Below are 13222 nucleotides of genomic sequence, written 5' to 3' on the forward strand. Positions count from 1 at the left end.
CCTGAAAGGAAGGCGTAACTATAGCGTAAAAAGGCCAGTGTCTGGGCTACTAACTTTCCAGCAAACGTTGCAGCAGAACGCCATTTAGCATCGAGCGTTTTACCAAAGCAAAGGCACCAATGGCTGAACGGTCATCAAGTTTTGAGCGCACAACGGGCAGGTTCTTACGGAATGCTTTCAATACCTGAGTATTGATGCAGGCTTCGATAGCGGGAAGAAGCACTTTTTCAGCTTCAATGATTTCCCCGGCAATGACCACTTTTTGCGGGTTAAACAGGTTAATTGCGATGGAAATGGCTTTGCCTAAGTGGCGACCTACATGTTCAATCACTTCGCAGGCCAGCGGATCGCCTTTGTTCGCAGCTTTACAAATCGCGGTAATATCGCAATCTTCAAGTGTCAGGCGGCTGTTATAACCTTGCTCAAGTAAATGGCGTACGCGGTGTTCAATCGCAGCATTGGCCGCAATAGTTTCCAGGCATCCAAAGTTTCCGCAGTGGCAGCGCTCGCCTAAGGGATCAACCTGAATGTGGCCAATCTCACCAACGTTGCCGTTGCGACCAATAAAAATACGCCCGTTAGACAAAATACCGGCACCTGTCCCCCGATGCACACGCACCAAAATGGAGTCATCGCAGTCGTGTGTTGCACCAAAATAGTGCTCTGCAAGCGCCAGGCTACGGATATCGTGGCCAACATAACAGGTCACTTTGAACTGTTTTTCCAGGCTATCGACTAACGACCAGTTATTGACCTGGATATGAGGCATGTAACGAATCACACCGCTTTCAGGATCGACCAGACCCGGCAGGATTACTGAAATCGCAATCAACTCACGCATTTTACGTGTATTGAGCTCGATAAATTGGGCAATGGCATTTAGCAGGGCATGCTCTAGCGTTTCCTGAGTTCGTTCAGGAAGAGAGTAGTGCTCTTCGGCGATCGGTTTAGCGCTGAGGTCAAATAACGTGATGGTTGCATCGTGGCGGCCAAGACGCACGCCAATAGCATGGAAATTGCGGGTTTCAGTGATAATTGAGATAGCGCGGCGGCCCCCGGTGGAAGCCTGTTGATCAACTTCTTTGATCAGTCCGCGCTCAATTAACTGGCGAGTAATTTTCGTGACGCTGGCAGGTGCTAGCTGGCTCTGTTCGGCAATTTGAATGCGAGAGATTGGCCCATGTTGGTCAATCAGGCGATATACCGCCGCGCTATTCAGTTGTTTTACCAGATCGACATTACCAATTTGAGCCTGTCCGCCAGTCGTCATGCCTTAATTACTCAGTTACGACCTCGTTACCATTAACAAAGGTCTTGGTTATTTTAAAATCGCGGGTAAAGGTCGTCAGGTTGGCGACTTTTCCTGCTTCAATAGTACCTAATTGCTGCTCAACACCCATTGCACGGGCAGGGTAAAGAGTGGCCATACGCAACACTTCGTCTAATGCAATGCCAGCATGCTCAACCAGGTTGCACACCCCTTCAATCATCGTCAGGGCTGAGCCGCTCAGCGTACCGTTCTCATCTACGCATAAACCGTCACGGTAGTATATTGTTTTTCCTGCGAAAATGAATTCATCGATATTTGCGCCAGCAGGAGCCGTTGCATCAGTCACCAGGCACAGCTTATCGCCTTTGACCTTTTTCGCAGTACGAATATTGGCATAGTCCACATGCAAACCATCGGCAATGATACCGCAGTAAACATCTGGTTCATCAAAAATTGCCCCAGCAAGACCCGGCTCGCGACCCGTAATATATGGCATTGCATTGAAAAGGTGGGTTGCGAAGGTGATGCCTGCACGGAAGCCGACTTTGGCTTCTTTTACAGTGGCATTGGAGTGCCCGGCTGAAACGATAATGCCGGAAGCAACCAGTTTGCTAATCACTTCTGGTGCGACCATCTCTGGAGCCAAAGTGACTTTAGTGATGACATCCGCGTTTTGGCACAGGAAATCAACCAGTTCTGCATCAGGTTTACGCACAAAGCTTGGATTGTGCGTTCCTTTTTTCACCATGTTTAACCATGGGCCTTCAAGGTGCAGACCGAGTGCCTGGTGCTGATACTTCGCCAGGTATTCGCGCATCACTTTCACGCCTTGCTTCATCAGCTCATCGCTGCTGGTGATAAGCGTAGGTAAGTAGCTGGTACAGCCAGAACGCTCGTTGGCTTTCTGCATGATTTCCAGAGTTTCAACGGTAACCGCATCTGCGGAATCGTTGAACTGGACGCCGCCACAACCATTAAGTTGCACATCAATAAAACCGGGGGCGATGATTGCACCACCCACATCGCGAGTCTCAATACCCGCAGGGAGATCTGAGCGCGGGCAAACGCGTTCAATCAGGCCGTTCGCGATAACAACCGCGTGATCATCAAGAATTTCATGGCCGGTATAAATCCGACCGTGAGTTAATGCAAACATAGTTACCCCCGGTTATACCCGTCATACTTCAAGCTGCAGCGACGTTGGCTGCAACTCGAATTATTTAAGGTATAAGTAAATATTTAAAGACCTTTGATGTTTTCTGCTTCGAGCTCATTGAAGTACTTAAGCGTCTTCACTTTGAGTTCCATGGTAGATGGCTCATCACACACAACCACTGCTTTAGGGTGAAGTTGCAGACAGCTAATAGTCCACATGTGATTGACGTTGCCTTCGACAGCAGCTTGCAGAGCTTGCGCTTTCAGATGACCAATTACCAAAATCATCACTTCTTCAGCATCAAGCAGAGTGCCCACGCCCACAGTCAGTGCAAATTTTGGAACCTGAGTCACGTCGCCATCAAAGAAACGAGAGTTTGCAACACGGGTGTCATGAGTCAGCGTTTTGATACGAGTACGCGAAGCCAGAGAAGAAGCAGGTTCGTTGAACGCGATGTGACCATCGTTGCCCACGCCACCCATAAACAGGTGAATTTTACCGTATGAACGAATTTTTTCTTCATAACGACGGCACTCTGCGTCAACATCATCAGCATTGCCATTCAGCAGGTTGATATTTTCCGCTGGAATATCAACATGATCAAAGAAGTTGCGGTGCATAAACGTATGATAGCTTTCTGGATGCTCTTTTGGCAGGCCAACGTATTCATCCATATTGAAGGTGACGACGTTTTTAAAGCTAACCTGGCCCGCTTTATGCATCTCTACCAGCGCTTTGTACGCTTCAAGAGGAGTACCGCCGGTTGGCAGGCCCAGTACGAAAGGACGATCTGCTGTCGGGTTAAACGCATTGATACGCTTAACGATATGGCGTGCTGCCCATTTGCCAACTTGCGCTGGAGTAGCCAGGGGAATCAGTCTCATCATTCACCTCATAAGTTAATAGAAAATAGCTTTAGCCAGATTGATTGTCCGAACCCTCTAAGGGTAAACCAGTTTCGAACCGGTTATTACGGGATCAATCTGCCTTGATTTTTCGGATGATAAAATAAGTTTTAGTCGATAGCTAGCCAAAGGGGAGTGGAATAACAATATTTGGTGATTTTAATCACAAAAAAAGGGTGTTTAATTTGCGATACGAATTAATTTTTCACACACTCTGAAAGTTGGCGAATCTTCGTCATGCTTTCAAGGTTTGTTACACAATAATAAAACTGCTTTGAACGAGCCTTAACGGGGTCTCATAGGGGGAATTAACGTGAGTATTCTAGGTTATATGCAAAAGGTTGGCCGTGCGCTGATGGTGCCGGTAGCCACGCTACCAGCCGCAGCCATTTTAATGGGTGTTGGTTACTGGATTGACCCGGTTAGCTGGGGTGGTGATAGCGCATTAGCTGCGTTGTTCATCAAATCTGGTGCTGCAATCATTGACCACATGGGAGTGCTGTTTGCCATTGGTGTGGCTTACGGTATGTCCAAAGATAAAGATGGTGCTGCTGCACTAACCGGTTTTGTCGGTTTCCTGGTTTTGACGACTCTCTGTTCGCCAGCCGCTGTTTCCATGATCAAACACATTCCGTTGGATCAGGTTCCATTGGCGTTCACTAAAATTGAAAACCAATTTGTGGGCATCATGGTGGGTATTATCTCCGCAGAGTTGTACAACCGTTTCAGCAGCGTTGAGTTGCCGAAAGCGTTGTCCTTCTTCAGCGGTCGTCGCCTGGTTCCAATTCTTACCTCCTTTGTGATGATTGCAGTTGCCTTCATCATGATGTTCATCTGGCCAATCGTTTTCAGCGGCCTGGTGAACTTTGGTGAGCACATCCAGAAAATGGGTTCAATTGGCGCAGGTGTGTATGCGTTCTTCAACCGTCTGCTGATTCCAGTTGGTCTGCACCATGCTCTGAACTCCGTGTTCTGGTTTGACGTTGCAGGTATTAACGATATTCCTAAATTCCTCGGCGGTGCTAAATCTATCGCTGAAGGTACTGGTATCGTTGGTATTACTGGCCGTTATCAAGCTGGCTTCTTCCCAATCATGATGTTTGGTCTTCCAGGTGCTGCATTGGCAATCTACCACTGCGCGCGTCCTGAAAATAAAGCCAAAGTATTGGGTATCATGATGGCGGGTGCGTTTGCTGCCTTCTTTACTGGTATCACCGAACCGTTGGAATTCTCCTTCATGTTCGTGGCTCCAGTTCTGTATCTGATTCACGCAGTGCTGACCGGTATCTCTGTATTTATCGCAGCAAGCATGCATTGGATTGCTGGTTTCGGCTTCAGTGCGGGTCTGGTGGATATGGTGCTTTCTTCCCGTAACCCACTTGCAACACATTGGTACATGCTGATTCCACAGGGCATCGTGTTCTTCGCTATTTACTACGTCGTGTTCCGTTTCACTATCACCAAATTCAATCTGTTGACTCCGGGTCGTGAACTGGCAGTTGCAGGGGATGAGACTGATGGTCAGGACGTCAATGTTAGCGCTAGCGCTTCTCAAGATGTGTCTGAGCTGGCTCGTCAGTACATCGCAGCGGTAGGTGGTTCTGCAAACCTGACTGGCATCGATGCATGTATCACTCGTCTGCGTCTGAACGTGAAAGACTCTTCATTGGTTAATGAAGCGTTGGCGAAACGTCTGGGTGCGACCGGTGTTATCCGTCTGAACAAAACAAGTGTGCAAATCATTGTCGGCTTTGTCGCTGAGAAAATTGCTAACTCCATGAAAACTGTCGGTGAAGTTGCTGCAGCTCCTGTGAGTGCGGCGGCTGCGGCACCTGTGGCTGCTGCAAAACCACAAGCAGTTCCAAATGCTGTAACCATTGCAGCTCTGGTTTCACCAGTAACAGGTGACGTGGTTGCGCTGGATCAGGTTCCTGATGAAGCCTTCGCCAGCAAAGCAGTTGGTGATGGTGTTGCTGTTAAGCCAACTGGAAAAACAGTTGTCGCGCCAGCTGCCGGTACTATCGTAAAAATCTTTAATACCAACCATGCGTTCTGTCTGGAAACCGAGAAAGGTGCTGAGATCGTTGTCCATATGGGCATTGATACTGTTGCATTGAACGGCCAGGGCTTTACTCGTCTGGTAGAAGAGGGTGCTGAAGTGGTCGCAGGCCAGCCGATTCTGGAAATGGATCTTGATTTCCTGAATGCGAACGCCCGCTCCATGATTAGTCCAGTAGTTTGTAGCAACATCGACGACTACAGCGGTCTGGTACTCCAGGCGCAAGGTTCTGTTGTTGCAGGGCAAACACCTCTGTACGAAATTAAAGGCAAATAATCGCTCCTGAGTCATAGATTGTGCCTTTAGCGGCTGGAGAGTTTTTTCTCCAGCCGCTTTTTTATACCCATCTGTCACTCCTCCCCGATATCCTTATTTATGCAACTAAAGGTTGTTTCCGACGCTTGCTTATAAGATCATGTGCGGATAACTAAAGTTTTTGCATAGAGGAACCCGCGATGAGTGAGGCAGAAGTCCGCCCAACTAACTTTATTCGCCAGATTATTGATGAAGATTTGGCCAATGGTAAGCACGACAGTATTTGCACCCGTTTTCCACCAGAGCCAAATGGTTATCTGCATATCGGTCATGCAAAATCCATCTGCCTGAACTTTGGTATCGCGCAAGATTATCAAGGGCAATGCAACCTGCGTTTCGATGACACCAATCCAGCAAAAGAAGACATCGAATTCGTAGATTCCATTAAGCACGACGTTGAATGGCTTGGTTTTCATTGGTCAGGCAACGTGCGTTACTCTTCCGACTATTTTGATCAGTTGTTTAACTATGCCGTTGAACTTATCAATAAAGGTCTGGCGTATGTTGATGAACTGACTCCAGAGCAGATCCGTGAATATCGCGGCTCACTGACCTCGCCTGGGAAAAACAGCCCATATCGCGACCGTACGGTTGAAGAGAACCTTGCGCTGTTCGAGAAGATGCGTAATGGCGAGTTCGCTGAAGGGACTGCGTGCCTGCGTGCGAAAATTGACATGGCATCACCGTTCATCGTAATGCGTGATCCGGTTATTTATCGTATTAAATTTGCCGAGCACCACCAGACCGGTAACAAGTGGTGCATCTACCCGATGTACGACTTCACTCACTGCATTTCCGATGCGTTAGAAGGCATTACGCACTCCCTGTGTACGCTGGAATTCCAGGACAACCGTCGTCTGTACGATTGGGTGTTGGATAACATCACTATTCCTGCGCATCCGCGTCAGTACGAGTTTTCTCGCCTGAATCTTGAATACTCCATCATGTCTAAGCGCAAGCTGAACCTGCTGGTGACAGAGAAGGTTGTAGAAGGTTGGGATGACCCACGTATGCCGACTATTTCTGGTCTGCGTCGCCGTGGTTATACGGCCGCTTCAATTCGTGAGTTCTGTAAGCGCATTGGTGTGACTAAGCAAGACAACACCGTTGAAATGGCTTCGCTGGAATCCTGTATTCGTGATGACCTGAACGAGAACGCGCCGCGTGCGATGGCAGTACTCGATCCGGTGAAAGTGATCATCGAAAACTTCCCGCAGGGCGAAGTTGAAATGGTGACTATGCCTAATCATCCGAATAAGCCTGAAATGGGCAGCCGCCAGGTACCGTTTAGCCGTGAGATCTACATCGATCGTGCTGACTTCCGTGAAGAAGCCAACAAACAGTACAAGCGTCTGGTGCTGGGCAAAGAAGTGCGCCTGCGCAATGCATATGTGATTAAAGCCGATCGCGTTGAGAAAGATGAAGCAGGTAATATCACCGTGCTGCATTGCTCCTACGATCCGGACACATTAAGCAAAGACCCGGCTGATGGCCGCAAAGTGAAAGGCGTTATCCACTGGGTAAGCGCAGAGCACGCACTGCCGGTTGAAATTCGCCTTTACGACCGTCTGTTCAGCGTTGCCAACCCAGGGGCTGCAGAAGACTTCCTGGCGACGATTAACCCAGAATCTCTGGTGATCAAGCAAGGTTTCGTTGAGCCAAGCCTGCAAAATGCCGAAAAAGGCAAAGCGTACCAGTTCGAGCGCGAAGGTTATTTCTGCCTGGATAGCCGTTATGCAACTGCTGACAAACTGGTATTTAACCGCACCGTTGGCTTGCGTGATACCTGGGCGAAAATGGGCGAGTAGTTCCTTTTCCCTAAGTCAATATCTGACAAAAACGCCGCAAATTGCGGCGTTTTTTTTCGCTTTATAATCATTTGCTTAAAAATATCTTCACATTCGCGTTGCGAATTAATGTTATTTACACTTCTTACTGTCTACTTTTTATGGTCAACCTCGGAACATTAAAAACTCTTCTTTTTATAATGTGAGCGCTCTCATATAGAGCTTTGTATTTTATAAATCTTAATTATCAAGATAAAATCCTAGTGTCGTTGTTTGTTACAAATACTCATAAATTATGTGCTCTCTGTCATAATATCGGAATGAACTCTTACAAAGTCATTGATAATTCGCGTCGCGAAAAATAGTCTTAAGGGCAGCAGTAATGCGGGCAAATATTCATAACCGCTTTAGCCGTTAGGCATTTTTACTTTTTTTCGCCATAAGGCGTCTTTTAACGTCCGGCGATTATTGATACGTCAAAGAGGAATAATATATGCGTACGTTTAGTGGCAAACGTAGTGCACTGGCGCTTGCAATTGCAGGTGTCACGGCTCTTTCAGGACTTGTAGTCATCCCTCAGGCAAGTGCCGCAGGTTTTATTGATGACTCGACTCTGACCGGTGGTGTTTATTACTGGCAACGTGAGCGTGACCGTAAAGATGTTACGACTGATAAATATGAAACTAACCTTGCGCACTCTACCTGGAACGCCAACCTTGACTTCCAGTCTGGTTTCGCCGCTGACATGTTCGGTCTCGATATCGCGGCCTTTACTGCTATCGAAATGGCAGAAAATGGCGACAGCGGTCACCCGAACGAAATCGCATTTTCCTCTGTAAACAAAGCTTACGACGAAGATTATTCAGGCGATAAAAGCGGCATTAGCCTCTATAAAGCAGCCGCTAAATTTAAATACGGTCCAGTTTGGGCGCGTGGCGGTTACATTCAGCCAACCGGGCAAACCTTGCTCGCACCGCACTGGAGCTTCATGCCTGGTACTTATCAGGGCGCTGAAGCCGGTGCAAACTTTGACTACGGCGATTCTGGTGCGTTGAGCTTCTCCTACATGTGGACCAACGAGTACAAAGCTCCATGGCACCTGGAAATGGACAAGTTCTATCAGAACGACAAAAACACCAAAGTTGAATATTTACACTCTCTTGGCGCGAAATATGACTTCAAAAATGATTTCATTCTCGAAGCGGCATTTGGGCAGGCTGAAGGCTACGTTGATCAGTACTTCACCAAAGCAAGCTACAAATTTGATATCGCCGGCAGCCCGTTAACAACCAGCTACCAGTTCTACGGCACGCGTGACAAAGTTTCTGATGGCAGCGTTAACGATCTGTACGACGGCACAGCATGGTTACAAGCTCTGACTCTCGGATACCGAGTGGGCCAGGTTGATTTGCGTCTTGAAGGAACTATTGTTAAAGCCGATGGCCAACAAGGTTACTTCCTGCAGCGTATGACCCCAACTTATGCATCTTCAAACGGTCGTCTTGATGTGTGGTGGGATAACCGCTCTGACTTCAACGCCAACGGTGAAAAAGCAGTATTTGCTGGCGCGATGTATGACCTGAGCAACTGGAATCTGGCAGGTTGGGCAGTGGGTGCTTCTTATGTGTACGCATGGGATGCAAAACCAAGCTCTAAACCAACCACTGACGGTTACTACGATGCTGATAATCGCCTGAAAGAATCTGCCTACAGCCTTGATGCGTTGTATACCGTTCAGGATGGCCGTGCGAAAGGTACTCTGTTCAAACTGCACTTCACTCAGTATGACAACCATTCAGACATCCCAAGCTGGGGCGGTGGTTACGGCAACATCTTCCAGGATGAGCGCGACGTGAAATTCATCGTCATCGCACCGTTCACCATCTTCTGATTCGAATCCGGGCGTGAAAACGCCCGGTTTTCTTAAGGATATCAAGCATGAAAAAAATCATTCTGACTGTGGTGATGGCGTTAGGTTTGAGTGCATGTGCACAGCAACAACCTAAAACTGCTCCGGAAGATTCAAAGCTGAAACAAGCATATAGTGCCTGCATTAACACTGCAGAAGGTAACCCTGATAAAATCCAGGCCTGCCAAAGCGTGCTGAATGTACTGGGTCAGGAAAAAGAGCATCAAGAGTTTGCGAAGAAAGAAACCGTTCGCACACTGGATTACCAGAACTGCATTCAGGCAACACAAACGGGTAATGACCAGGCGGTTAAAGCTAAATGCGATAAAATCTGGCAGGAAATCCGCGCAAACAACAAATAGTTACCTTATTTGGGCAATAAAAAAACCGGTGAATTGTCTCACCGGTTTTTTTATAGGTGACATCCGGGCCAGGGATGTCAGGCTATGCAGATTACTTTTCGCTGATTTCGTGCGCGTTTTCGTCGGTACGGCAATCACCTTCAGCGCAATGACCGTACAGGTACAGGCTGTGGTTAGTCAGACGAATACCATGACGTGATGCGATTTCGCGCTGGCGGGCTTCGATTGAATCATCACTGAATTCAATAACTTTGCCGCAGTCCAGGCAAATCAGGTGGTCATGGTGATGCTGTTGCGTCAGTTCGAATACGGATTTGCCGCCTTCGAAGTTATGACGAGTCACAATGCCTGCATCATCAAACTGGTTTAATACACGATAAACTGTGGCGAGACCAATCTCTTCGCCCATATCAATCAGACGTTTATATAAGTCTTCCGCACTGACGTGATGGTTCACCGGCCCTTGCAACACTTCAAGGATTTTTAATCGCGGAAGCGTGACTTTCAGGCCGGCCTTCTTTAATGCGGTATTATTGTCAGTCATGCGGAAATTGTCCTGTTGCTTAACGATTCGCTCGGACTCAGGGTGAGCGTTAAGATGAATGCGTCTCATTATAGAACTGCCACTTCTAAATGGGAACCGCAAGTATTATGCATAATCAAGCTAAGAAATGGCGGTTGAGTCGCGATTTGATGGCCTTGTTAGCTATTTTGTCAGGAGTTCATTGTACAGGGACAAACTGAAAAGTTAAAAATTTGTAGCAATTATTTTAATCGGAAATAACTATCAATGCGGCGCAACCTAATAGTTGTGCCGCATCTGGAATCAGGCGTTGATGATATCAGCCAGGTTTAGTTCTTCAGAAACTTGTTTAACCCACTTCTGAACACGTTCAGCAGTCAGTTCTGGTTGACGGTCTTCGTCAATTGCCAGCCCAACAAAGTGGTCATCGTCTGCAAGACCTTTAGACGCTTCGAAATGGTAACCCGCCGTTGGCCAGTGACCGACGATAGCTGCACCACGCGGCTCAATGATGTCACGGATAGTACCTAATGCGTCACAGAAGTATTCTGCATAGTCTTCCTGGTCGCCACAGCCGAACAGGGCAACCAGTTTGCCATTGAAATCAACTTCTTCCAGAGTTGGGAAGAAATCATCCCAGTCGCACTGCGCTTCGCCGTAGTACCACGTTGGAATGCCGAGAAGCAGAATGTCGAAGCCTTCCAGGTCTTCTTTGCTGCTCTTAGCAATGTCATGCACCTCAGCAACATCCTTACCGAGCTGTTTTTGAATCATTTTCGCGATATTTTCGGTGTTACCGGTGTCGCTGCCGAAAAAAATGCCTACGATTGCCATGAGTAAAATAACCTCTTGATACTTAATGGTATGGTGGCTGCTATTTAGCCACAGATAGGGCAATCATAGCAGAACACATCACAGTGCGGAAACTGCTATGACCCTGTAGTGCACAGTCTGCAAAATCTAACAGGGAAGCAGCATTAAAACTAACTGAGATGTTGCTTCAGTTGTTCGAGCAGCATCTCTTCAATCAATTCACTACGACTGATATTGCGCGCTTCAGCCAACTGATTGAGAGCATCTACCGCATCGTTATTGAGCTTTAGCTCCACTCGCTTCAGGCCGCGTACTTTATCGCGCTTGAGTTGGTTGCGTTTATTGATACGCAATTGCTCATCACGCGTTAGCGGATTGGTTTTTGGTCGCCCCGGGCGACGCTCGTCCGCGAACAGATCTAATGTAGTACGGTCCGTTTGTTCTTTTGCCATGATTAGACTACTGACAGGGAATTCAGGTGGCACGGAGCGGGGTGCTCTGGCGCATTTTAGCGCGCAATCATACATCAGCATGGCTTGCGCGCCAACGCGTTAGCCACATCTTGCGGCCAGTCGGTTTGTTTTTAATCAGTTTGTCGTTGTTGTGTCGATAAAACGATGGATTGCGCGCAAAACAGCATCAGGTTTTTCTGCGTGAACCCAGTGTCCGGCACCGGCAACCACATGAGCACGTGCCTGAGGAAACTGGGAAAGCAGTTGGCTACGATGTGATTCATCAACATAAGGAGATGCGCCGCCGCGAATAAATAGCGCCGGTTCGTTCCATGCGGGAATGTTTTCCCAGCCGACAATATGCTCATATTGCTCCCACAGCACCGGCACGTTGAATTTCCATTCGCCATCGGCAAAGGATTTCAACAAGAACTGAATGACACCTTCTTCATCAAGATGCTCGCGCATCACGGTCGCGGCCTGCTGGCGAGTTTTAACATCAGCTGCGCTAACCGCATTAATCGCTGCGAAAATCTCGTCATGGCGACGAACCTGATAATCCACTGGCGCGATATCAATCAGCACTAATTTATCAATACGTTCAGGAGCAATGGCAGTCAGTGCCATTGCCACCTTTCCACCCATTGAATGGCCAATAATAATCGCTTTCTCAAAGCCAAATTCATCGAGCGTTTCGACCACATCCTGCGCCATTGCGGGGTAGTTCATCTCAGCGCTTCGTGGTGATAAACCGTGGTTGCGAAGATCGATTTGCAGCAACGTATGATCCTGCCCAAGGTCACGGGCCAGCACGCCCAGGTTATCAAGGCTACCAAAAAGACCGTGAATAAGGACGATGGGGGAATTACTAGTCGATTGTTGTGCAGTTTGCAGGCGAGCATTCAATTTCATGGCAAAGTTCTTTTTTTTTACTTCGTGTGGTTAGGGTATCATAACGGCATTCAGCCTTAGTGCCGCAAATTTCCAGTTTAGTCTGACTTTGTGGTGTGACAAAAGCCTGGCGCTACCCGAGGTTGGGATTTGTCCTTATAATCCCAATTACTTGCATTCAGAAAAGATATCGCACTGGATTAAGATGAAAACAATTGAAGTTGATGACGAGCTCTATCGCTATATTGCCAGCCACACGCAGCACATTGGTGAAAGCGCGTCCGATATTTTACGGCGCATGTTGAAATTTACCGCCGGCCAAACTCCAGCTACAACAGCAACTACCGGTCAGACGGCGGCAACTGCTGCTACACCTGCTCCGGAAGCCAGACCCGTAAATAAAGCACGCGATCGCGTTCGTGCGGTTCGTGAATTACTGCTGTCTGATGAATATGCGGAGCAAAAGAAAGCGGTTAACCGTTTTATGATGGTGCTTTCAACTCTTTATACACTTGATGCTCAAGCTTTTGGTGAAGCGACTGAATCGCTGCATGGTCGTACACGTGTCTATTTTGCAGGTAATGAACAGACGTTGCTGCAAAATGGAAACCAGACCAAGCCTAAGCATGTTCCAGGAACGCCATACTGGGTTATAACTAACACCAATACTGGTCGTAAATGCAGCATGATCGAACACATCATGCAATCAATGCAGTTCCCGGCGGAATTGATTGAAAAGGTTTGCGGCACAATTTAACACCTCGCGTCAGAAGGAAAGGC

At 47.8% G+C, this 13222-nt stretch carries 12 protein-coding genes; 5 read left to right on the forward strand and 7 right to left on the reverse strand.

All coding sequences use genetic code 11. From position 1 onward, the window contains the following. Positions 1-49 precede the first annotated feature (49 nt). The 3 genes from nagC to nagB all read right to left on the reverse strand — a co-directional run bounded on the left by nagC (position 50) and on the right by nagB (position 3310). Complete coding sequence (nagC, locus tag M979_RS02060; RefSeq protein ID WP_034456688.1) at positions 50-1270, reverse strand: DNA-binding transcriptional regulator NagC; 1221 nt, start codon at positions 1268-1270, stop codon at positions 50-52. Positions 1271-1277: 7 nt separating this feature from the next. Further along, a complete protein-coding gene (gene nagA / locus M979_RS02065; RefSeq protein WP_034456686.1) occupies positions 1278-2426 on the reverse strand; it encodes an N-acetylglucosamine-6-phosphate deacetylase in 1149 nt (382 codons plus the stop codon). A gap of 83 nt (positions 2427-2509) precedes the next feature. After that, entirely contained in the window at positions 2510-3310 is an 801-nt protein-coding gene (gene nagB / locus M979_RS02070; RefSeq protein WP_034456684.1) for a glucosamine-6-phosphate deaminase, read from the reverse strand. Positions 3311-3644: 334 nt separating this feature from the next. Between nagB and nagE the strand changes: the two genes are divergently transcribed. The 4 genes from nagE (at position 3645) to chiQ (ending at position 9763) form a co-directional block, all read left to right on the forward strand. Continuing rightward, on the forward strand, positions 3645-5666 hold the full coding sequence (nagE, locus tag M979_RS02075; protein ID WP_034456682.1) for an N-acetylglucosamine-specific PTS transporter subunit IIBC: 2022 nt from the start codon (positions 3645-3647) through the stop codon (positions 5664-5666). A 179-nt stretch (positions 5667-5845) separates the two neighbouring features. Beyond that, positions 5846-7513 carry a glutamine--tRNA ligase gene (gene glnS, locus M979_RS02080; RefSeq protein WP_034456681.1) on the forward strand — a complete coding sequence of 556 codons (1668 nt, stop codon included), beginning with the start codon at positions 5846-5848 and terminating at the stop codon, positions 7511-7513. 472 nt (positions 7514-7985) lie between these two features. Continuing rightward, on the forward strand, positions 7986-9383 hold the full coding sequence (gene chiP / locus M979_RS02085) for a chitoporin ChiP (protein WP_034456679.1): 1398 nt from the start codon (positions 7986-7988) through the stop codon (positions 9381-9383). Between the two features lie 47 nt (positions 9384-9430). Next, positions 9431-9763 carry a ChiQ/YbfN family lipoprotein gene (gene chiQ, locus M979_RS02090; RefSeq protein ID WP_034456678.1) on the forward strand — a complete coding sequence of 111 codons (333 nt, stop codon included), beginning with the start codon at positions 9431-9433 and terminating at the stop codon, positions 9761-9763. A 91-nt stretch (positions 9764-9854) separates the two neighbouring features. Here chiQ and fur read toward each other — a convergent pair whose 3' ends face one another. The 4 genes from fur to ybfF form a co-directional block, all read right to left on the reverse strand. After that, positions 9855-10307 carry a ferric iron uptake transcriptional regulator gene (gene fur, locus M979_RS02095; protein ID WP_034456677.1) on the reverse strand — a complete coding sequence of 151 codons (453 nt, stop codon included), beginning with the start codon at positions 10305-10307 and terminating at the stop codon, positions 9855-9857. 282 nt (positions 10308-10589) lie between these two features. Further along, a complete protein-coding gene (gene fldA / locus M979_RS02100; RefSeq protein WP_034456675.1) occupies positions 10590-11120 on the reverse strand; it encodes a flavodoxin FldA in 531 nt (176 codons plus the stop codon). Between the two features lie 149 nt (positions 11121-11269). Then, entirely contained in the window at positions 11270-11551 is a 282-nt protein-coding gene (ybfE, locus tag M979_RS02105) for a LexA regulated protein (RefSeq protein ID WP_034456674.1), read from the reverse strand. A 135-nt stretch (positions 11552-11686) separates the two neighbouring features. Further along, positions 11687-12463: an esterase gene (gene ybfF / locus M979_RS02110; protein WP_064553430.1), complete on the reverse strand. Its 777-nt coding sequence runs from the start codon at positions 12461-12463 to the stop codon at positions 11687-11689. A 184-nt stretch (positions 12464-12647) separates the two neighbouring features. Here ybfF and seqA point away from each other — a divergent pair, with 184 nt between their 5' ends. Further along, a complete protein-coding gene (gene seqA, locus M979_RS02115) occupies positions 12648-13199 on the forward strand; it encodes a replication initiation negative regulator SeqA (protein WP_064553432.1) in 552 nt (183 codons plus the stop codon). Positions 13200-13222 lie beyond the last annotated feature (23 nt).

The organism is Buttiauxella noackiae ATCC 51607 (assembly GCF_001654865.1).
GTDB lineage: Bacteria > Pseudomonadota > Gammaproteobacteria > Enterobacterales > Enterobacteriaceae > Buttiauxella > Buttiauxella noackiae.